Origin of the sequence: Lysinibacillus sp. OF-1, assembly GCF_028356935.1 — a bacterium.
Taxonomy (GTDB): Bacteria; Bacillota; Bacilli; order Bacillales_A; family Planococcaceae; genus Lysinibacillus; species Lysinibacillus fusiformis_D.
The window spans coordinates 414,255-437,613 of sequence record NZ_CP102798.1; the positions used below are offsets into that span (position 1 = coordinate 414,255).

A 23,359-nucleotide genomic window follows, 5' to 3' on the forward strand; every position below is an offset into this window, starting at 1 on the left:
AAAAGGTAAGGTGACATGGTGGAAATTATAGAATTATTAAAAGCGTTAATATTAGGCTTTGTCGAAGGTATGACGGAATTCGCACCAGTATCTTCTACGGGTCATATGATTATCGTGGATGATATGTGGTTAAAGACAGAGGAGTTTTTGGGAAAATATCCTGCTAACACATTTAAAATTGTTGTGCAGCTCGGCTCCATTTTAGCGGTTATCGTAGTGATGTGGAAACGTATGCTAAGCTTAGTTGGCTTATATAATATTGACGGTCAATCAAAATCCATAAACGGCCGTTTTAACTTATTGCATGTTATTGTTGGGATGCTGCCAGCAGTTGTTTTAGGTTTTGCGTTTAAAGATTTTATAGACGACCATTTATTTAAAGTAGAACATGTAGTTTATGCTTTAGTGGCAGGAGCAATTCTAATGATTGCTGCGGATAAATTGGCACCAAGAAAACCAAAAGTAGATTCTTTAGACAAGATATCCTATGGTTTAGCATTTAAAGTTGGGTTAGTTCAATGTCTATCTTTATGGCCAGGTTTTTCTCGTTCAGGTGCGACTATTTCAGGTGGGGTACTCTTTGGTATGAGTCACCGTGTTGCAGCCGATTTTACATTCATTATGGCAGTGCCAATCATGGCAGGGGCTAGTCTAGTATCCGTTCTGAAAAACTGGGATACTTTATCGATGGACTATTTTGGATTCTATGCAGTTGGATTTATTAGTTCATTTATCTTTGCCTTACTATCCATCAAGTTTTTCCTAGCACTTATTTCAAAGGTGAAGTTAATGCCTTTTGCGATTTATCGTTTAGTTTTAGCCGCAGTTCTTTGTGTAATTATTTTTATGTAAATAAAAAAGGTCACTCTTGGTCCTGCACCCCTAAAGTTAGAGTCAAAAATCTAAACTTTAGGGGTGCAGGACTCTTCTTTGATAAGAAGCAGTGGCTTTTTTTATTACTCCAGCCATCATTTTTTTGAAAAATGAGTAAAATAGTTACAAAGACTTATTGAATAGTACAAATGTATAGAGGATTATAATGATAATAGCTATCATTTACCTCTTTATTATTCATTTGTTTATTTTGAGATTATAATTGATACATAGAATGTCCAAATATTTGTTGTTATTGAATAGCATTTAGGATAATAGACTTAGTTCGGTATATGATTATAATATGAGGTGGAGAAAATGTTTCAAATTGTAAATAGATCTAAGAAAAATACAATTGAAATTAGTGATGAAGCAGCTGTCGGTATTTTTATTGAAGAGCCAGAACGTTTATTTCAGTTAAATCTTGTAGGATTAAGTGTATACGACCTTCAATTGATTAAAAGCTTAAAGCCTTATGTGGAAAGAAACGTTGTTGAGGTGGTTGGTGCATTTTATCATGCTATTGAAAGCGTGCCCTCTTTACAGGCTGTGATACAAAAGCATAGTTCTAGCGAGCGCTTACGGCAAACATTACGCCATCATATTATTGAAATGTTTGAGGGGCGTATAGATGAAGCTTTTTTAGAGAAGCGAAGCCGTGTGGCAAAGATGCATGTGAAGATTAATCTCTATCCTAAATGGTATTTAGCAGCCTTTTACATTCTTGAAAAATCACTACGTAAAATTATTTATGAGCTTCGACTATCTAAAGACGAGGAAGAGAAATTTTGTGATGCTGTTAGTAAAATATGTAATTTCGAGCAGCAAATTGTTTTGGAAGAATACGATAACTATGCCAGTATATTAATAGAGAAACAACGCAATAGCGTTAGGGAGCATGTAAAGGATGTCATAGGCGGCATTTCAACACAGTTGGAGGTTCAATCTCAAAATACGACTGAAACAGTAACACAACTTGTTTATAGTGCACAGCATGTCAATGATTCTTTGACAGATAGTATGCAAGAGGCACAATCTATGCAAAAGGTGTCTAGTGAAGGTTATACTAAAATTGTATCTATCAATGAGCAAACTGGAAAAATTCATCATAAAACAGTTGAGATGGCTAATATGGTGGAGCAGTTAGATGCCTCTTCTTCCAAAATTAATGCAGTTGTAGAAATTGTGAAAAGCATCTCAGGGCAAACCAATTTACTTGCGCTGAACTCTGCAATTGAAGCAGCACGTGCTGGCGAACATGGTAAGGGCTTCGCAGTCGTTGCAAATGAAGTAGGTAAGCTTGCTGATCAAACGAAAAGCTCAGTCGAACAAATAGCTGAACTAATTATGATGTCGAACGGTATTACAACACAGGTGGTCCAAGCCATTCAGGATATACAGCAACTCGTGAATAGTAGTATTGAACGCAATGCCGAGTCGCTAAAAGCATTTGATGCGATTTCTGGTTCTGTGGAAGATTCTATCTCTAACTTTCAAAATGTTGGTAGTCAAATAGCTGAATTAGTAAAGATTATTGAAACTATTGGTGAATCTTCTGGAGCATTAGAGAAAGTGGCCAATCGCTTAAATACAACAATTAGAGAATTTTAATAGTGTTGATGTCAACGGCAGAAAAAGTAAGTTTGAAAGGCGAGGGGTTAATTTCCGTTCTGCCAGCGTCTCAGCTGTGACGCTAAATCCCTAGGAGTGACGCTGGCTCCACTCCAATCAACCATGCGCAAAAGAGTCTTTTCCTAATCTTTCATACGAGCCTTAGTGAACAAAATAGCTCTTTATTTGTATGATTAGAGTAAGGATAGGCTTTTATTTTCAATGTGGAGAAGCGATGAGTGACAACACCCCTCCATAAAGAGTAGTGAATACTTCCACTTTAGTTGAAAACCTTTGCTCAAAAGAAATATTTTTATTGATTGGGCTACTTGATTCCCATGGGGTAGTACTCGCTTACAGAATGCAAGTAGCCTACAATGGAACTTTCACAAAAATGTTATTGAAGGTTTTGTTTTCCAACATTATGAAAAACTATGCATCCAATCTATGCATAGTTTTTTTCGTGCTGTGGATTAGGATAGAATGATGTATTACACGGATAAACTAAAAATGAGGCTGATGAATTAGCTAATAACTATCAGTTATGGAAGGATACAGACTAGAAAATGCTTGTTTTAAGTGTTACGCTATAGGCGAATTAGGGAAATGAGTAGAGGGGTGTTTTTGGAGCATGAAAAAGAAATTATTTATAACACGTAAATTTCCTACACATATTGTTGAACCATTACAGGAGTTTTATGAAATCTCGCAGTGGGAAGAAGAAGACCTGGTTATTCCACGAGACAAATTGCTAGCAGCTGTCGCTGACTGTGAGGTGCTATGGGTAACGATAGCCGATCAAGTAGATGAAGAGTTACTTTCACATGCACCCAATTTGAAATTAGTTACCAATTTAGCAGTTGGCTATAATAATATTGATGTGAAAGCTTTACGGAAACAAGGCATTATGGCGACAAATACACCAGGTGTCTTAACCAATACGACTGCGGATTTAGTATTTGGCTTACTGCTTGCAACTGCACGTAGAATTCCAGAAAGTGAAAGATATTTACGTGAAGGCAAATGGAACAGCTGGTATCCAATGCAACTGGTTGGTAAGGATGTATCAGGAGCAACAATAGGAATTATTGGCATGGGGCGAATTGGCCAAGCTGTTGCTAGAAGAGCAAAAGGTTTTGATATGAAAATCTTATATAATAATCGCAGACGTCGGCATGAAGCGGAAGAAATGTATGGCTTCCAGTATGTTTCATTGGAAGACCTTTTAAAGCAATCTGATTTTGTTGTGATTATGACACCTTATAATACTGATACGGAAGGACTCATTGGGGCACAGGAACTAGCTTTGATGAAGGAAGATGCTGTATTAATAAATGCTTCCCGTGGTGGGATCATTGATGAGGCTGCCCTGTATGATGCTTTGAAAAATGGTAAGCTGTGGGCTGCGGGGCTAGATGTTTTTGAACAAGAGCCGATTGCTATGAATCATCCTTTATTAACTCTTCCAAATGTAGTAGCACTTCCACATATCGGTAGCGCTTCGTTAGCAACGAGAACGGCCATGCTGATGCTAAATGTGAAAGCATTAACGGCTTATGGACAAGGCAAGGCACTCTCCAATCGAATCGATTAAAAAAGAGAAGCATATTATCTGCTGATATGCTACATATTGAAAAAAGACTAGAAAAAACTTTTTAGTAAGCTGTGGGATTGATTTCCGTTCCTCCAGTGTCCTTTCAGGGCGTCCGTTAGCCGCTTCACTCACCACGTTTGCTCTAAATTGTTCTTTCAAAAAGTCGAATAATTTCTTAATAACAAAACATGACAAATAGAAAAACCGAACTATTCCGAAACACTTTATAAGCGTTTCATTGGATAGTTCGGTATTTTTGTTGGTTGAAACATTTTTTGTTCCAGCCTTATGTTTTCTTATTTATTGAATAAATCGAATATGCCACCGATGCCGCCTTCACCTTTAGATTGACCGCCCCCGCCTTGCGAAATAGGTGCTGCTGCAAAGACACGACTTGCTAAACGGCTAAATGGTAATGATTGTACCCACACAGTCCCTGGGCCGCGTAGTGTAGCAAAGAAGATCCCTTCTCCACCAAATAGTGCAGTTTTTACGCCTCCAACCATCTCGATATTGTAATCTACATTTGATGTCATCGCCACCAAACATCCTGTATCTACACGTAGCACTTCTCCCGGCTGTAACGTTTTTTCGTGAATCGCTCCACCTGCATGTACAAATGCCATACCGTCTCCCTCAAGCTTTTGCATAATAAAGCCTTCACCGCCGAAGAAGCCTACACCGATTTTTTTCTGAAACTCAACACCAACAGAAACACCTTTAGCTGCTGCTAAGAATGCATCCTTTTGACAAATGATTTTACCGTTCAATTGGCTTAAATCCATTGGAATAATCTTACCTGGGTATGGTGAAGCGAAATAAACATGCTTTTTACCTGCACCAACATTTGTGAATGTCGTCATGAATAAACTTTCACCAGTAATTAGTCGTTTTCCAGCACCAAATAATTTCCCCATTAGACCACTTTGTGAGCTACCTCGTGAGCCATCACCAAAAATAGTTTCCATATGGATCGAGTCATCCATCATCATTAAAGCTCCTGCTTCTGCAACAACTGTTTCTTGAGGATCAAGCTCAACTTGCACATATTGCATGTCGTCACCAAATAACTTGTAGTCAATTTCATGATTATTCATAAAGGGATTCCTCCAAAAGTAAATTTAATGATATTGTATACGATTATAAATCACATTAGTTTCAATAGGAAATTAAATATTTTAGAAAAAAAGGGAATTAGCTAGAAAATGTCGAATATAAAAAACTAGAATGTGTATTATTTATTTTCATATAACGAAGGGTATTGTGAATATACATAACCTTAAGTGGCTTCTAAATTTAGAAGTCATCCTCTATATGGAGGTAATGACGTTAGATGAAAATAAAGCCTCTGGTAGTTGTCACCGATTATTAGGTAAATGCTAGTATGACCAGGTATATTGCATCTAGAAAATTCGGAATATTGACATATTTCATTCTGTTACAGACGCTGTACCAATGGAATACAACTGGTACAACAGCCGAGGCATCATAGAGTATTTCAGGGGGTGTATGTAGTGGAGATTAAAAACTATATTGGCGGTAAATGGGTCACACATTCACATTTACAAAGTATAGCAGTGACGAACCCTGCAAATGGTGAGCAGCTTGCTACCATACCACGTTCTACTTCAAATGAGGTAGATGAGGCTGTAGCTGCTGCCAAACAAGCACAAAAGAGCTGGGCACTTGTACCAGCGCCAAAGCGTGCAGACTATTTATATGCCATCGGTCTCAAAATGAAAGAGAAGAAAGAATATTTGGCGACCGTTTTAACAAAAGAGATGGGCAAGGTAATTGAAGAGGCTAGGGGAGAAGTGCAAGAAGGAATTGATATGGCTTATTATATGGCTGGTGAGGGTCGAAGATTGTTTGGCGAAACAACACCATCGGAGCTTGCCAATAAATTTGCCATGAGTGTAAGGGTACCTATCGGTGTGGTGGCACTCATTACGCCTTGGAATTTCCCTGTTGCCATTGCAACGTGGAAGTCATTTCCAGCTATTGTTGCGGGGAATACATTTATTTGGAAACCATCGAATGAGACACCGATGATGGCCTATGAAATGGGTAAAATTTTTGAAGAAGTGGGCTTACCAGATGGAGTCGCTAATATTGTGTTTGGTACAGGGCCTACAGTAGGGACAGCGTTAATTGAACACCCTGATGTCAAGGTTATTTCCTTTACTGGTTCTACGACAACGGGTAGTAAAGTAGCCGAACTTGGCGGTAAGCACTTGAAAAAGATTTCTTTAGAAATGGGTGGAAAAAATGCTGTCATTGTCATGAATGACGCCGATTTACAGCTAGCTACAGAAGGGATTTTATGGAGTGCATTTGGTACTGCTGGGCAAAGGTGTACAGCATGTAGCCGAGTCATTGTGCATAAAGATGTAAAAGAACAATTAGAAAAGCGTCTCTTAGATGAAATGCAAAAGCTAACAATTGGCGATGGTCTAGAAAAGGACGTTAAAATCGGGCCAGTGATTAATAAAGCCGCATTGGAAAAGATTAATCACTATGTGCAAATAGGCAAACAAGAGGGAGCCACATTATTAGCAGGGGGCAGAATATTAAATGAACCACCTTACGATAAAGGGTTCTATTATGAGCCAACTCTGTTTACAAATGTGAAGCCTGACATGATTATTGCCCAAGAAGAAATCTTTGGCCCAGTCGTTTCTATCATTGAAGTAGCAAGCTTGGAAGAAGCAATTGAAGTAAATAATGGTGTGAAGTTTGGCTTATCTAGCTCCATTTTCTCACAAGATGTAAATACAATTTTCCGCGCACAACGTGATTTGGACACAGGTATTGTTTATGTAAATGCAGGCACAACAGGTGCTGAAATTCATTTGCCATTTGGCGGCACAAAAGGGACTGGTAATGGACACCGTGATTCAGGTGTAGCTGCCCTAGATGTTTACACAGAATGGAAGAGTATTTATGTAGACTACAGCGGTAAATTACAAAGAGCACAAATCGATACAGAGTAACAGATCAACGAAAGGGGATGTTCTTGATGAAAGTTGTTGTATTAGGTGCAGGTTTAATGGGTAAAGAGGTAGCTCGTGATTTAATAAAAAATGATAAAGTGGAGAGTGTGTTTTTAGGGGATATCGATGTAAAAGTAGCACAGGATTTTGTAGATACGCTAGACTCTAATAAAGTGGAGGTTGTGGAGCTTCATGCAGAGCGTGATGATTCATTAATGGACGTTATGTCTAAGGGTGACGTTGTCGTCAATGCGCTATTTTATTCGTTCAATGAGCGAGTGGCGAGAGCAGCGATTGAGGCAGGCGTACATTCCGTAGATTTAGGCGGTCATATTGGTGGTGTGACAGAGAAGATATTAGATCTTCATGAGGAAGCAAAAGCAAAAGGTGTCACAATCATTCCGGACTTAGGTGTTGCGCCAGGTATGATTAATATTCTTGCTGGCTATGGTGCATCGAAATTAGATGATGTCGATTCTATTAAACTATTTGTAGGTGGTATTCCAACTGATCCAAAGCCTCCACTTCATTATACACGTGTGTTTTCTTTAGATGGCGTATTCGATCATTATACAGAGCCTTCCAAAACGATTCAGAAGGGCAAGCTTGAAGAAGTTCCATCCCTGTCTGGCGTTGAACCTATTTATTTTGATGACTTCGGTGTGCTAGAGGCATTTTATACATCTGGTGGCATTTCCACATTGTATAAGACATTCCCCAATGTCCGCACATTAGAATATAAAACGATCCGCTATAAAGGTCACGCAGAGAAATTTAAGCTTTTAGCTGACTTAGGATTCCTTGATTCCACTAATAAGGTAGAAGTTGATAATCAAGAAGTACCTGTTCGTGCCGTTGTACGAGAGGCGCTTAAAAAGAAGCTTGAACTGGGCACAAAACCAGATGCTGTACTGTTACGTGTCATTGTAGCTGGTGAAAAAGCACAACAGCAGGTAACGTATGAATATGAAATGGTTGTACGTAAGGATATGACAATTAATGAAACAGCCATGGCTCGTGCTACTGCTAATACCATTTCTGTTGTAGCGCAGATGATAGGAGCGGGTGCTATTACAGAGCATGGTGTATTTCCACCTGAAGCAATAGTTCCTGGTGATACGTATATCGAAGAGATGGCTAAACGTGGCGTGGTGATTAAAGAGACATCACATAAGTCTGCTATGATCGTGAAATGGTAGGTGCTAACCATGAATTTTGAAATGTCCACTGAACAGGAAATGCTACGAAAAACGGTAAGACAGTTTGTTGATGAAGAAATCATTCCCTACATTGCAAAGTGGGATACTGATGGAGGCTTTGATGCTAAAATTTGGTCAAGGCTTGCTGAGTTAGGCTTAATGGGTGTTTGTGTTCCTGAACAATACGGTGGTAGTGGTATGGATTATAATGCTCTTGCCATCGTATGTGAGGAACTTGAACGGGGAGATACAGCATTTCGCACAGCTGTATCTGTCCACACGGGCTTAAATAGCATGACCTTAATGCAGTGGGGTACTGAAGAGCAAAAGCAGCGCTACCTTGTTCCGCAGGCTAAAGGTGTTCGTATTGGAGCATTTGGTCTTACAGAACCAGGCGCTGGGTCTGATGTAGCTGCCATGTCAACAACAGCTGTCCGTGATGGCGATCATTATACCCTCAATGGGCAGAAAACATGGATTTCCTTATGTGATATCGCAGATCATTTTCTCGTTTTTGCCTATACAGACAAATCGAAGAAACATCATGGGATTAGTGCGTTCATTGTAGAACGTTCGATGGCTGGCTTTACGTCAAAAGCGATTAAAGGAAAATATGGTATTCGTGCTGGTAATACAGGTGAGCTCTTTTTTGAAGATTTACGTGTGCCAGTTGAAAACCGACTTGGTGAAGAGGGTGAAGGCTTCAAAATTGCCATGTCCGCGCTTGATAATGGTCGATTTACAGTAGCGGCAGGTGCTGTTGGTTTAATCCAAGCTTGTATAGAAGCTAGCGTAAAATATTGTCATGAACGGGAGACATTTGGTAAGCCTATTGGAGAGCACCAGCTTGTTGGACAAATGATTGCTAATATGGAAGCCGGCTATCAAATGAGTCGTCTTCTTGTCTATCGTGTAGGTGAACTGAAAAATAAAGGTGTTCGAAATACTCGCGAGACATCCTTAGCAAAGTGGCAAGCGTGTGACTTTGCCAATAAGGCTGCTGATGATGCAGTACAAATTCATGGTGCATATGGCTATTCAGATGAATATCCAGTTGCTCGTTATTTACGAAACTCAAAAGCACCCGTTATTTATGAAGGAACCCGTGAAATTCATACCATTATGCAGGCTGATTATGTATTAGGAAGACGCCGAGATAAGCCATTATCAAAAATGTTGCCGAAATGGCCGTTTGAAGAATAAACGAGGGGGAGGGAGTATTCCCCCTTGTTTTTTTTGTGAAGTCATAACCTACATTAAAAAATTCAGAAAAATGTAACTTTCCGATTTTTTATTAGTCTAATGGATAAACAAGTAAATGAAAGAGAGGAAAAATGATGAAAAACAAATGGTTGGTAATTATGTTGATACTTGTTGTAGCTATCGTGCCTGGCGTTTTCACATGGATGGTGAATACGGATGTGACTGCAAAGGCCGCTAGCACCAGCATGGCTACACAAAGCTGGCAAGCATCTTTTTCAGTAGCTTTAAAGAAAAACAAGATTACAGAGGACTATGTCTTTATTACAACGGCAAAAGGCCAAAAAGTGCCTGCAACAATTGAATTATTAGAAGATCAAAAAACAATAGTGGTCAAGAAGTTAGCACCAGGGAATTATCAATTACATGTGAAAAAGGAAGCCTTCGCACAAGGGGGGCTGAATGTCTCTTCACAGACGATTTCATTTACTATTATTGAAACGTTAACAGCCGTCAAATCTGAAAAAGAGCTCCAGCAATATTTTAAAAAGCTGTTAACGACTCAAAGAGTTGGATGGGGAGAGGAAGAGAAAGCTGAAAGTGCAGCAAGTGAAGATAAAGCCACTGCTAATAACGAGTCTACAACCAATAACCAAGTAGACGGTGTAGAAGAGGGTGATATTGTTGTCGTAAAAGACGGCTTTATTTACAGTGTAAAGGATCAGAGTATTACGGTTGTCAATGCTAAAGATCCTAAGCATTTGAAGTTAGCGACAAGCATTAAACTAAAAGAGTCACAATATATTTCTAAGCTTGCATTATATGACAATCTATTAATTGCCATTGGGGATGAATATATTGAAAAGGCTGGTACAGCCATGGTAACAGCCTCATTTTATGATATTTCGAATCCAGGCAATCCAAAACATGTACGTCATGTTGGGCAAGAAGGCTTTTTACAGGATATTCGTATTACGAAGGACACATTATATATAATTGGTAATATGTATCCGAATTATTGGATGCTGCAAGAAGACAAAAAAGCCGAATTAAAGCCTAAAACATTTGATAGTGTAGCAGGATCAGCGTACACAAGCCTACCTTTAGAAAAAATCTCTATATTACCTAATACAATGGATGGTACCTATAGTTTAATTACAGCTGTCGATTTAAAAAATGGAGCTAAGACAACAGCCAATACAAAAGGGTATTTAGGTGGAAGTAGTGGTCTTTATATGTCAGAAAATGCCCTATATTTAACGACACCAATTTATGAAAATAATCAGGCTGCTCCATCCAATAAACGAGTTATGGATATGATTTGGCTACCTAGGTCAGCAGACACTCAGATTTTTAAGTGGAATGTAGATGGAACGACTTTAAATTTTGCTGGAAGTACAGAAGTAAAGGGAACTGTCTTAAATCAGTATTCAATGGACGAATACAAAGGTAATTTCCGAATCTTTACAACCGAGGGCAATACGTGGGATGAGAAAAGTACTTCCTATAATCACCTCTTTATTTTAGATGAACATTTAAAACCACTTGGTTCGGTAAAGGATATGGCGCCTGGAGAAAAAATATATTCTGCTCGTTTTATGGGAGAAAAAGCATATGTAGTGACATTTAAACAAGTAGATCCACTATTTGTCATTGATGTAGCAAATCCAAAAAAGCCAGCAGTATTAGGGGAATTGAAGATTCCAGGCTTCAGTAATTACTTACATCCAATAGATGAAACACATTTAATGGGCATTGGTTATGATACAGAGCAACGCTATGATGCTTATACGAAACGTAATTTTACGGTGACAACCAATATGAAGATGTCACTATTTGATGTGTCAGACTTCAGTAACCCAAAAGAACAATCGACAGTAAAAATCGGTGGGAAAGGCTCTTACTCTGATGTGCAATATAATCCGAAAGCGCTATTCCGCAATAAGGAATTCAATTATTTTGGCTTCCCAGTAGTACTGTATGATGCAGGTAAGGGTGATGAGATTGTGTACCAAGGTCATGGTGCTCAAATTTATGAAATTACTGCTGATAAAGGGATTGTTTTAAAAGGAAATATAATCAATCGTAATACTAATGAGCCATATGAGAATTGGGAGCAGGTTGTACAACGAGTAGTCTATATAGATGATGCTCTTTATACAATAGCGCGTAACGAGGTAAAGAGCTATCAGCTAAATGACTTCAAGCCTTTAGATACATTAACAATAAAATAATAAGAAAAGTCCAATGAATTCGTTTGAAAATTCATTGGACTTTTTCATTGAATATATGAAAAGGGTTCATACTATTGACGATATGGTAGTATTTCTGATACCGTTACGAATTCATAACCTTGCTCCTGTAAATAGGCAAGGACAGCATCAAGTCCATCCGCAGTAGATTGATGTATATCGTGCATTAGGACAATGGCATTATTGTGCAAATTATTTTTTACATGTGGCAATAATTGCTGTGCATTGCGATGCTTCCAATCCAATGTATCAATCGACCATAGCACTACAGGTATAGGGATCTCGGCATTAATCGTGTCATTAGTTGCACCATAAGGTGGTCTGAAAACTGTAGCACCATGATTAATTGCCTTTTCTATTTCATTGGCTGTAGTATTGTACTCTTTCATCACTTGCTCTTGTGTAAGCTTTGTTAAGACAGGGTGGTTCCACGAATGATTGCCAATTTCATGGCCCCGCGCCAATACATCTCTTGCAATATCAGGATAATATTGTACTCGACTACCGAGCATAAAGAAGGTTGCTTTTGCGTGATACTTATCGAGAATGTTTAAAATTTGTTCCGTCACTTTTGGATGTGGACCATCATCAAATGTTAATGCAATACGTTTCTTATTCGGATCACCTGTAGGCGGTGGATTTGTTGGTTTTACATTTTCCATAGCAATTTGAAACTCAGAGGCTAACAATGGGTTAATAAGTGAAAGGGGTAGTTTCACTATTGGGGCACCTGCTGCTCCGCTAGCAATCTCATATTCATTGAAATAGAATTGTAATGAATCGTCGACAATAGCAAAGCGATTGAAGTTAGACCATTTTGGCTCTGTAGCTTTCAGTAATTCATCAGTGAAAAGCTCATCCTTTATTTGAAGGTTTTTCTGCAAATCCTTTCGTACATTGGCAGCTAACGTTGATAAGTTGTTCTCGTCATTTTGTAGAAGGGTTTGAATTGTAATTTGCTCGCCTGTTTCGTTATTAATGAAGAATGTTTTCGTTGAGACTTCATGATTAGCTCCACCAAGGTACTCCATTTTTGTTAGAACAAAGGAATAATAATGCTCTCGGTATGGAAATGTTTCAAGACTAATATTTAATTCACCCATAGCTTCTTTATCTTTATTTTTTTTCATAGATGCTAGATAGTTTTCTTTTGAATCCGATATGTATTGTAATACGGCGTCATTAAAAACTTTGTTATCTGTTTGTGGGTAATGTATAGCAAATGGTGTTCGTTTATCATTAGAAACGTCTGTAACAATACGTATGCCTGGAAACGCAGAACTTTCAGTCGATAAATTACTATTGACCGATTCTGTCTTAGATTCTTCTTTTGAAGCACTAATCTTTTGAAACTTAAATTCATCCTTTGATAGGATAATAACTAGTATAACTGTTGTTAAGGTTACAATAAGGCCCAGTAATAAAAAATCAATTATTGGACCGCGTTTTTTTCTGCGTTCCTGCATGGTGTTGGATACGCTCCCCTCTTTTTTATTCTCTATACAATCAGACGTGTTAATCATTAAAAAAGTTATACAAATTACGGATCTTTTAATGTTAATTTATAGTAATTATTTTAAATCGGCTATCCTTCTATAGGGTATCAATCGAATGTTGTTGTACTTCTTTTAAAGTGGTTGTAAAATACCTACTAAAATAGAAAAAACATGCTCAATAATTGTTAATTCATGAAAATTAAATTGAAAGAAAGCTAACTGTTTATGCTGAAATTTTCAGTTGAGTTTTTATTGGCAGTTCGATAATATTGGCAAGGAACCTTTTGAAGGAGGCAGATAGCTGTAATGGTCTTACAAGAAGCGGATAATGAACTTACGATTGACTGTTTGTTGCTTGCAGGGCGTATTATGATTGAAAGTGGAGCAGAAACATATCGTGTGGAGGATACGATGCTGCGGATGGCACATACTCAAAATATGCCAGATGCTCAATGTTATGCCACACCAACTGGAATCATTTTTTCGTTAGGCAAGACACAGCCGACGCGAATTACATCAATTTCCAGTAGGGTTACAGATTTACAAAAAATAGCCTTGGTAAATTCAGTATCTCGGAGACTCACATCTCACATCATAACATTAGAAGAAGCTTATGACGAGTTAAAGTCGATACAAAAAACAAATTATTTTTTACCAACTTATTTACAAGTTTTGTCAGCCGCACTTGCAAGTGGGTGTTTCCTGATTATGTTTAAGGGAGGATGGTCGGATTTTCCGGTAGCTTGTATAGCGGGTGGGATGGGTTTTCTAGTACTTGTGATGATCAACCATTTAACAAGGGTGAAGTTTTTCTCTGAATTTACGGCATCACTTGTTCTCGGCTTTGTGGCCTTCTTAGCAGTAAAGTATGGTTATGGAACTGAACTTGATAAAATTATTATTAGTTCTGTCATGCCACTTGTACCAGGTATTTTGATTACCAATGCTGTTCGTGATTTAATGGCGGGTCATTTTATGTCAGGGATGGCAAAGGGAGCAGAGGCCTTTTTAACAGCCTTTGCAATCGGTGCAGCAATTGCCGTCACGCTAGGATTTTAGGAGGCGGACAATATGCAGATGATGGACATTCTTATACAATTAATTGTTAGTTTTTTTGCGACAGCTGGGATCGCCATTCTTTTTAATGTTCCTAGAAAAACATTACTTCATTGTGGTCTTGTTGGAGTAATTGGCTGGATTATCTATTACGTTTTAACAGAGCAAGGAATGGATGTCGTCAAAGCTTCTTTCTTTGGCTCGTTTGTCATTGCCATAGTTGCCCATTTGTATGCGCGACGTTTTAAAATACCAATGATTATTTTTATCGTTGGTGGAATTATTCCGTTGGTGCCAGGAGGGATGGCATATAATGCCATGCGAAATGTTGTAGAGGACGATTACTTACAAGGCTTACAGTATGGCCTAAAGGCATTTTTAATTACAGGTGCAATTGTGATCGGTCTAGTCTTTGCGGAAGTAATTATTCAACTTATTTTCCGTTCAGTCCGTTCAAGTAAAGTAAAATTACAAAAGGTCTATAAAAAATAGAAGGAGGCTGCGTTTAGCTTAACGCAGCCTCCTTAATTACTTATTATTTTTTACTAAGCAATACTTCAATTTCATCTGGTGTAACTGGCTTACTAATATAATAGCCTTGAATGGCGTCACAACCATATGTGATTAATAGGTCTGCTTGCTCAGCCGTTTCGACACCCTCGGCTACAACTTTCAGTTCCATAGATTTACCAAGTTGTACCATACCATGCATAAGTTTTTGGCTCTTTTCAGATTTTAATAGAGAATTCGTAAACGTTTGATCAATTTTTAGTGTATCAATCGGTAAAATCTGCATATATCTAAATGATCCATAGCCAGTTCCAAAATCATCTAATACGAAAGAGATGCCTTCGTTTTCAAGCTTGCGCATTTGCTGTGCGATAGATGTGGCAGCTTCCGCCTCTAAAGCAAATTTTTCAGTAATTTCAATTTGTAGAAGATTTGCTGGACAACCTGTTTTTGCGAGCACTTCAAGTATGGATTTTGCCATATTTTTATCGCGGAATTCGCGAACAGAAGAGTTAATAGATACTTTTAAATCATGACCCGCCCTTTTCCAAAGTAATGCCTGCTCACAAGCTTTTTCTAGCATAAAGGAACCGATATTATTAATAAGGCCTGTTTCTTCCGCAATCGGAATTAATTCATCAGGCGCAACAACGCCAATTACCTCGTCTTCCCATCTTACAAGTGCTTCAACAGCTGTAATTTTACCAGAATAAACATCAATTTGTGGCTGATAAAGTACCTTTAAATTCTTCTGATCAAGTGCTTGAAGTAAACGTTTTTCAATTAAAGCTTTACGATTTAAAGCTTTATGTGTTGCTGTTGACAGGGAAACAACTTTGTCCCCACCAGCCTCACGCACTGTTGAAATGGTAGCAATTGAGGCTTTCATAAGTTGAGAGAATGTTGTTTGGTCTTCTGGATATCTTGTAATGCCACCACTAATAGAAATTGGGACAGCAATATTGCCGCTATAAATAGGGTGCTGTTGTAAGTAAGATAAGAACCCTTGAATAAACCACTCACTTAAAGGGGTAATGACAACAAAATCATTTTCATTTATACGAGCCATTGTGCTATCTTGGAAATACATTTTTATTCGATTTGTAAATTCAATAATAAGGCTTTGATCGATTTGTTGGTCATGTAATTCTTTTAGAGTATAAAATTTATCAATACTTAGATAAACAAAAGAAAAATGTCTTTGCTCTTCAATCATATTGGTAATGACTTTTTCAAGTCGATGTGCATTCATCAGCCCAGTTTCTGTATCGATATAAGCTATTTTTTCTAGCTGATGTTGAATGGTTTTCGATTTAGTAATATCTTTTTCAATTAAGATAAATTGTTGTTCATTTGTTTCGAGATTAAAAGTAGGAATGGCTGTTAGCAATACCCAATAGGATTGGCCTATTTTTGTGATTTTTTCAACTTCGCCTTGCCACGTATGACCATTGTTTAAATTACGCCAAATCGTATTTGTGATTTTTTCGCTCGCTTCATTATCCGGGAATAACTGCCAAAATGTTTTGCCGATTACACGCTTTGGCGTCCATTGACTTGTCTTTAAAAATTCATTATTACATTCTAAGATAAATCCATCGTGATCGAGTGTGACAGTCATGAATGTAGCATCTAAACCTGACTTGATATTAACAAATGTACTGCAATGTGAAACAGCATTCGTCATTAATTCTGGTAGCATAAAGATTAGTAGAATAAAACGTTCTCCTTCTTCTGTATAAGGCTTCGCTAACAGGGCTGTCGTTATTTCTGTGTTTGACGTTGTGTATACTTGAATTTTATCTAAATACGTACTGTCCTCATTTTGTAAAATAGACTGAAATGTTTCTACAGGAAGCTGACGTAGTAGATTTTCGAGTATAGATGGAGTAGTATTTCCTTTAATATCATCGGCTGACAATCCAATCAGATGTTCTGCGCTCTTTCCCCAGATAGTCGCTTGTCCATCTTGATTTATGATAATTGCAGGAAAAGGAAGTGAATTTAAATAATGTTCATCAATCGTAAATGATTTATGCATATGACTCATGATTTTTCGATCTCCTTGGGTAATCAATATATACTAATATTATAGTTAATTATCGGGAATTAGTCATTATGAATATAATTGTAAATATTTGATAATGAAGAAAAATAGGACTTTTCTCGTGATGTGTAAGAAAAGATTTGAAGAAAAGTAACAATTTTTAGTACGTATATAGGAAGCAGGATTGGTATGGAACGTTTAAAAGGAATATTATTTATTGTCTCGGGTGCTATGTTATGGGGAGCAACTGGCCCTTTGATGGAGTGGCTACTTAACCATACATCATTGACCGTCTCCTTTATGTTAACAGTCCGTTTATCGGTTGCAGGTATATTACTACTTACATATTTATTGTTAACAGGAAAAAATATTTTTAGTATTTGGCAGCATAAACTCTGGGGTAGACAGCTCATTACTTTTGGTATTGCAGGGATGCTAGGTGTACAATTTGCTTTTGTTGCTGCTATAAATGAAAGCAACGCAGTACTTGCGACCTTACTACAATTTTTAGCGCCCATTTTTGTTGTGGCATATGTCTCTCTTAGTTTAAAGAAATGGCCACCAAAATATCAAGTATTAGGGATTGTTGGTACCCTTATAGGGTTATTTCTATTACTAACGAACGCTTCGTTTGAAAGTTTGCTTATTAGTCCAAAAGCCTTGCTTTGGGGTATAGCAGTAGGCTTAACATTTGCATTTTACACACTGTATCCTGCACGCTTAATGAAGGAGTGGAGTGTGCTATTAGTAGTTGGCTGGGGCATGCTGGTAGGTGGTTTAACATTAGGCTTAGTGAGCCGTGTGTGGCAGTCCAACCAATGGGTTGTTTTAACAGATTTTAAGATACTTATGTTAGTCGTTGCATTAATATTTTTTGGAACAGTAGCCTTTATTCTGTTTTTAAGTAGTATGAAATATATTACAGCAGTGGAGACGAGTATCCTTTCCAGTATCGAACCATTAACAGCAATGGTTATTTCAGTCATTGTATTCGGTACATCTTTAGGTTTTTGGCAATTAATAGGTGTTTTCGTTATGCTTGTTTGTGTAACCTGGCTTTCGGTAGCAGGCGAAAAAGCATAAATATACTATTGGGTTAGGATTTTTTAACTAGCTTTATATTTTATCTCTGACAAGGGGGAAAGAATGTGAAAGAAGTTTTTTCCTATGTAAGACCATATAAATGGACTGCCATTTTTGCTTTATGTTTAATGCTTTTAGAATTATTTGTGGAGCTTGTACAGCCACTCATTATGGCAAAAATAATTGACGAAGGTGTACGAGCCCAAAATCAAGGCATGATTTTGCAATGGGGAGCTGTTTTACTTGCACTATCAATCGTAGCCTTTATAGCGGGAGTCATTAACTCTTATTTCTCCTCTCATACAGCACAAAGCTTTTCATATGATTTACGAAATGCCATGTTTGATAAAATTCAATCCTTTACACTAGCAACCTATCAAAAATTTTCCACAGCGTCGCTCATTACTAGATTAACGAATGATGTCACACAGGTACAAACGGTACTGTTTATGAGCTTACGTATTATGCTTCGAGCACCGCTTGCTGTTATAGGAAGTATTGTAATGGCCTTTGTTGTAAATGCCAAATTGGCGCTGTTTTTAGTGATAGGCGCACCCATCATCTTTATTTTTCTTATTTTTATGGTGGCGAAGGGTGTGTCTTATTTTGGACGTGTACAGAAGAGGGTAGATCGTTTAAATAGGGTATTACAGGAGAATTTACAGGCAATTCGTTTAGTGAAGGCCTATTTACGTGGAGCATATGAGGCTACACGCTTCGATGAAGTTGCTTCACGCTTAAAAATGGATACAGTAAAGGCTTTACGCATTATGGAATATATTATGCCTGTTCTATTATTCATCATGAACATGAGCTTGCTTGCCGTTTTATGGTTTGGTACAAAGCAAATTGCCACAGGGACAACGCCACTTGGCGATATTGTAGCTATTGTCAATTATGCCATGCGTATGACCGGCTCGTTTTCAATGTTTGCGTTTATTATTATTTTTTATGCGCGTGCAAAGGCCTCCGCAGAACGTATGGCAGAAGTACTATCTATGGAAAATGAGGTGGAGGATATTTCCCACTCAGAAGAAGTAGATAGCACAATGCAATATGGAGAGCTAACCTTTGAACATGTTTGTTTTACCTATCCAGGAGGAGATGCTCCCGTCCTGTCAGATGTGAGTTTTCAAGTGAGGTCAGGAGAAAAATTAGCGATTATGGGGGCAACCGGTGCTGGAAAGTCAACATTGTTACAGCTAATTCCTCGTTTTTATGAAGTAACGCAAGGAAGAATTCTTGTGGAAGGGCAGGATGTTCAGGACTGGGAATTGCAAGAGCTACGTGAAATCATTGGTTATGTCCCTCAGCAATCATTATTGTTTACAGGAAGTATTGCAGATAATGTACGTTGGGGAGATACTCAGGCTGAAATGGATGCTGTACTACAGGCTACAATGCAGGCACAAATACATGCATCTGTGGAAGATTTCCCAAATGGTTACGACACTAAGGTTGGACAAAAAGGTGTTAATTTATCAGGGGGCCAAAAACAAAGACTATCTATTGCTAGAGCTCTTTTGAGGAAGGGGCATATTTTAATGCTTGATGATAGTACAAGTGCCTTAGATGTTAAAACTGAACAGTCTTTGTGGGAGGCATTAAGTGAAGAGAAGGCAACAATGCTTGTTGTCACACAAAAAATTCGCACAGCTAAAGGTGCAGACCGTATTTTACTGATCGATGCTGGAAAAGTGGTTGCATATGGTACACATGAAGAGCTTTTACAAACTTCAACGCTCTATAAAAAAATTGCAATCTCCCAACAGGAGGTGGAGGATTAATGGGATTTTTCCAAAAACCTTTTGGCTATGAGCCGATTTTGACTAAAGATGATCTGAAGCAAGCTGTGAAGAAAAAGAAAGGGCCTCGTGCAGCAGATTGGAAAAGTACATTGCTTCGACTATGGAAAATTGTCGACGAACAACGCACACTCCTCATTGTGGTTCTTTTACTAGTGATGCTCAGTTCAATTTTAGCTTTAGTTGGTCCTTATTTAATCGGTCAAATGATTGATAATTATGTTATGCATGGCAAGCTTTCAGGTTTAGGTAAGTGGATTGGTGTATTAATTGGTATTTATATTCTGTTAGCTGTTTCACTTTTTCTACAAAACTATTGGATGATTGGTATTGCTCAGCAGACTATTTATAGATTACGAACAAGTATATTTGCTCATTTTCAACGATTGCCAGTTGCGTTCTTTGATCGTCGTCAACATGGTGAACTGATGAGTCGTATGACGAATGATATTGAAGCTGTCAGCTCTACCTTAAATAGCTCTTTTATCCAAGTGTTTTCAAGTGTACTTACGCTTGGAGGAACCGTCATTATTATGCTTAGTTTAAGCCCTTTGCTGACAGTGCTGACGATGACAATTATTCCGCTGATGTTTTGGGCTATGCGCTGGATTACACGGCGTACAGCACCCTTATTTAAAGAGCAGCAAGTAGCTATTGGCGCTTTGAATGGGATGATAGAGGAAACAATTTCAGGGCAGCGGATTGTCAAAGCTTTCTCACAAGAAGAGCGTATGAAAGCAGAGTTTCGAGAAAAAAGCTCGCGATTAAGAAGAACCGGTTTTTGGGCACAGACTTACTCGGGCTATATTCCTAAAGTCATGAACTTTTTAAATAATATGAGCTTTACAATTGTTGCAGGTATAGGAGGCGTGCTTGCGTTATATGGGCATGTGTCGATAGGGGTTATTGTTATATTCACTGAATATGCACGACAATTTACACGTCCTTTAAATGATTTAGCAAACCAGTTCAATACAGTACTATCAGCCATTGCTGGTGCAGAGCGCGTATTTGCCTTGCTTGATGAACAACCAGAGGCAGAAACCGTTCCAGCACAAAAGCATCAGTTATTGGGGCATGTGGCGTTTAAGCATGTGTATTTTAAATATGAGCTGGAAGAAGAAGCTTACACACTAAAGAATGTTAATTTTAAAGTAGAACCTGGACAAACGGTAGCCCTTGTTGGTGCGACTGGAGCTGGGAAAACAACAATCCTCCAACTGATTGCAAGGTTTTATGAGGTAACAAAGGGTGAGGTATTATTTGATGGCATAAATGTACAGCAAATAGATCGTCAATCCCTTCGCTCACAGATGGCTTTTGTATTGCAGGACCCCTTTTTATTTGAGACTTCTGTTCGTGAAAATATCCGATATGGTCGACTGGATGCAAGTGATGCAGAGATTGAGAAAGCTGCCAAGCAAGCGAATGCCCATGACTTTATCATGAAGCTCAAAGATGGCTATGATACGATTCTTGCTGCGGATGGACGCGAGATATCACAAGGTCAGAAGCAGTTACTCTCTATAGCAAGGGCGCTTATTGCTGATCCGAAAATTTTACTTTTGGATGAGGCGACAAGCAGTATCGATACTGTGACGGAAATGGCGATACAAGAGGCGCTTGATACGTTAATGCAGGGTCGCACTAGTTTTGTTATTGCCCATCGATTAAACACTGTGCATAATGCCGATATGATTTTAGTTATGCAAAAAGGTGAGTTAGTTGAAGCTGGGCCTCAGCAAAAACTAATTGAATCAGGTGGCCTTTATGCGCAAATGCTTCAGTCCTCCTCACATCATCTTGAGGAATAGATGAAAAAGGTGATGTCAACGGTAGAAACAGCCATTTTGAAAGCCAAGGGATTGATTGCCGTTGCGCCAGCGTCCTTTCCAGGGGGGCGTCTTATGAGCCGCTTTACTCCAAGCAATCATGTGCAAAAGTGCCTTACCCTTATCCTTCAAACGAGCCGTAGTGAACAAAATAGCCCATTATTTATATGATTCGAGAAAGGATAGGCTCTTATTTTAATGTGGAGAAGTGATGAGTGACAACAACCCTCTATAAAGAGTAGTGGATACCTTCATTTTATTTAAAAACCTTTGCTAAAAAGAGCGGTAGCGGAGGAAGCCGCTCGGCGCTCGCCCAGAGGGAAGCAAGTAGCGTGCGATGGGAATCCATTTTCACCTTTCACAAAAATTCTATGGATGGTTTACGATGAAAAGAGTAATTTCATGTGAAATTACTCTTTTTTCGTTAAATTGAAATGTTATTAATTTGAATAAATAGTATAATATTATAAAAAATACATCTAATAGGAGTTGTTGTATAGTTTAAAAGTAACTGTGTAAAAAAGATTAATTATCTCTCATTTTGAGAAATTAGCATAATATTTTATATCTATAATTTCTAGTAAATTTCAGTCATTTTCATGAATTTTTATAGTATAAATCCTTTTATTATTCTGTTTTTTGAAGTAAAATTCTGATTAATAGTGGGTATTTATATATTTTGTTGCCAGTTTATTTTTATTCTTGCTACAATAGGGCAATAGTCTGACACAGGAACGGAGTAAAAGATGAATATTTCAGTGATGACAGTGTCTTTTCCATTAGATGGAGAAACATTGAAAGAAGTAAAACTATTATGTGAAGAAGCAACCATTCATGATTATCGAGTATATGAAACCATTATGAGTGTACCAATGGCTAGCTCTTTTGAGTCAAAGGGCTTTATGGTACTAGCATATGAGGATGAACAGGATTTGTTAGTAGGTGCAGCTAGTGCCATTGATTTGATGGGACTTCATACATATGAATGGTCATTAGTAGTAACACCTGCATATCGACAGAAGGGTATTGGAGCTGCATTAGTTGAGGGTATACAAGCTGGCTTAGCAGATAGAGGAGCGGAGGGGCAATTAGCTGTAGTAATTGATGGCTCTCCTTATGGACATGCATTTATTGAAAATAAAGGTTATGCCTACAGCTTTTCGGAAGCAACATTAGAAACAAAAGCAGAACCAGTAGAATTACAAACGGATATTAGTATTCAACCTTATGCTGGTGAGCAGGGGGAATTGATTGCCATCTATAGTGAAGCTTTTGGTGATTTACCCGAAGAATCAGAGGAACTCATTGCCTTTAATACATCTACAAATGGACGAAAGCTTTGGGTTGCTTATCGAGATGGCCTTGTTGTTGGAACTGTGACGACTGCTCAGGAAAATGAAATCCAATGGGTAACAGCACTTGCTGTTCATCCAAATTGTGAGGGACAAGGTGTTGGAACAGCATTGCTTTCTTTTTCAAAGGATTACGCGAGCAAAGTTGGTGCGAAATTTGTTATGCTCGATGTAGAAATTGACAATAAAAAAGCATTATCTGTCTATGAAAAGGCAGGTTTTATGAAGGCACAGCAAATCGATTATTATGTAAAACAGTAGGAAAAAGGGCGAGGAGTGGTATTTAACATCAACTCCTCGCTCGTTTTTTATCATAATTACCTACTATCTTCATATAGTATTAATAAGCTTTAAGAAAGGAGTCGTGATCATGCGCATGCCAGCATTGCCAAAAAAGAAGTCTCCTCCAAAGGAAGCCCCTAGATCATGGTGGAAAGTAGTTAAAGCTTATTTATC

General features: G+C 38.1%; 16 protein-coding genes. 13 read left to right on the forward strand and 3 right to left on the reverse strand.

What is annotated here, in order from left to right; translation table 11 throughout:
- Positions 1-15 precede the first annotated feature (15 nt).
- The 3 genes from NV349_RS02025 to NV349_RS02035 all read left to right on the forward strand — a co-directional run bounded on the left by NV349_RS02025 (position 16) and on the right by NV349_RS02035 (position 4,078).
- Complete coding sequence (locus tag NV349_RS02025; RefSeq protein WP_170829842.1) at positions 16-852, forward strand: undecaprenyl-diphosphate phosphatase; 837 nt, start codon at positions 16-18, stop codon at positions 850-852.
- A 339-nt stretch (positions 853-1,191) separates the two neighbouring features.
- On the forward strand, positions 1,192-2,484 hold the full coding sequence (locus tag NV349_RS02030; protein ID WP_036117732.1) for a globin-coupled sensor protein: 1,293 nt from the start codon (positions 1,192-1,194) through the stop codon (positions 2,482-2,484).
- Between the two features lie 631 nt (positions 2,485-3,115).
- Positions 3,116-4,078: a 2-hydroxyacid dehydrogenase gene (locus tag NV349_RS02035; protein WP_036117729.1), complete on the forward strand. Its 963-nt coding sequence runs from the start codon at positions 3,116-3,118 to the stop codon at positions 4,076-4,078.
- Positions 4,079-4,374: 296 nt separating this feature from the next.
- Here NV349_RS02035 and NV349_RS02040 read toward each other — a convergent pair whose 3' ends face one another.
- Positions 4,375-5,175, reverse strand: a complete 801-nt coding sequence (locus NV349_RS02040) for a TIGR00266 family protein (RefSeq protein WP_089933090.1) — start codon at positions 5,173-5,175, stop codon at positions 4,375-4,377.
- Positions 5,176-5,592: 417 nt separating this feature from the next.
- Between NV349_RS02040 and NV349_RS02045 the strand changes: the two genes are divergently transcribed.
- The 4 genes from NV349_RS02045 (at position 5,593) to NV349_RS02060 (ending at position 11,704) form a co-directional block, all read left to right on the forward strand.
- Entirely contained in the window at positions 5,593-7,071 is a 1,479-nt protein-coding gene (locus tag NV349_RS02045; protein ID WP_271912224.1) for an aldehyde dehydrogenase family protein, read from the forward strand.
- Positions 7,072-7,097: 26 nt separating this feature from the next.
- A complete protein-coding gene (locus tag NV349_RS02050) occupies positions 7,098-8,270 on the forward strand; it encodes a saccharopine dehydrogenase family protein (RefSeq protein ID WP_036117720.1) in 1,173 nt (390 codons plus the stop codon).
- A gap of 9 nt (positions 8,271-8,279) precedes the next feature.
- Entirely contained in the window at positions 8,280-9,473 is a 1,194-nt protein-coding gene (locus NV349_RS02055) for an acyl-CoA dehydrogenase family protein (RefSeq protein ID WP_271912228.1), read from the forward strand.
- 131 nt (positions 9,474-9,604) lie between these two features.
- Complete coding sequence (locus NV349_RS02060; RefSeq protein WP_230593746.1) at positions 9,605-11,704, forward strand: beta-propeller domain-containing protein; 2,100 nt, start codon at positions 9,605-9,607, stop codon at positions 11,702-11,704.
- Positions 11,705-11,775: 71 nt separating this feature from the next.
- Here NV349_RS02060 and NV349_RS02065 read toward each other — a convergent pair whose 3' ends face one another.
- Positions 11,776-13,188, reverse strand: coding sequence for a polysaccharide deacetylase family protein (locus NV349_RS02065; protein WP_036117713.1), 1,413 nt, complete (start codon positions 13,186-13,188; stop codon positions 11,776-11,778).
- 336 nt (positions 13,189-13,524) lie between these two features.
- On the opposite strand from NV349_RS02065, the gene NV349_RS02070 reads away from it, so the two are divergent.
- Both NV349_RS02070 and NV349_RS02075 read left to right on the forward strand, forming a co-directional pair.
- The gene (locus NV349_RS02070; protein WP_036117711.1) at positions 13,525-14,277 is read left to right on the forward strand and encodes a threonine/serine exporter family protein; all 753 of its coding nucleotides are present in this window, start codon (positions 13,525-13,527) and stop codon (positions 14,275-14,277) included.
- Between the two features lie 21 nt (positions 14,278-14,298).
- Entirely contained in the window at positions 14,299-14,766 is a 468-nt protein-coding gene (locus tag NV349_RS02075) for a threonine/serine exporter family protein (protein WP_170829849.1), read from the forward strand.
- 43 nt (positions 14,767-14,809) lie between these two features.
- Here the strand turns inward: NV349_RS02075 and NV349_RS02080 are convergent, their stop codons facing one another.
- Complete coding sequence (locus NV349_RS02080; RefSeq protein ID WP_058844770.1) at positions 14,810-16,834, reverse strand: EAL domain-containing protein; 2,025 nt, start codon at positions 16,832-16,834, stop codon at positions 14,810-14,812.
- A gap of 186 nt (positions 16,835-17,020) precedes the next feature.
- Here NV349_RS02080 and NV349_RS02085 point away from each other — a divergent pair, with 186 nt between their 5' ends.
- The 4 genes from NV349_RS02085 to NV349_RS02100 all read left to right on the forward strand — a co-directional run bounded on the left by NV349_RS02085 (position 17,021) and on the right by NV349_RS02100 (position 23,164).
- The gene (locus NV349_RS02085; protein ID WP_271912231.1) at positions 17,021-17,914 is read left to right on the forward strand and encodes a DMT family transporter; all 894 of its coding nucleotides are present in this window, start codon (positions 17,021-17,023) and stop codon (positions 17,912-17,914) included.
- A gap of 65 nt (positions 17,915-17,979) precedes the next feature.
- Positions 17,980-19,701 (forward strand): ABC transporter ATP-binding protein, encoded by a 1,722-nt coding sequence (locus NV349_RS02090; RefSeq protein WP_249645813.1) that lies wholly within the window; start codon positions 17,980-17,982, stop codon positions 19,699-19,701.
- Positions 19,701-21,533 carry an ABC transporter ATP-binding protein gene (locus NV349_RS02095; protein WP_271912233.1) on the forward strand — a complete coding sequence of 611 codons (1,833 nt, stop codon included), beginning with the start codon at positions 19,701-19,703 and terminating at the stop codon, positions 21,531-21,533. The genes NV349_RS02090 and NV349_RS02095 overlap by 1 nt, the downstream gene beginning before the upstream one ends.
- Positions 21,534-22,297: 764 nt before the next feature.
- Positions 22,298-23,164: a GNAT family N-acetyltransferase gene (locus NV349_RS02100; RefSeq protein WP_271912235.1), complete on the forward strand. Its 867-nt coding sequence runs from the start codon at positions 22,298-22,300 to the stop codon at positions 23,162-23,164.
- Positions 23,165-23,359 lie beyond the last annotated feature (195 nt).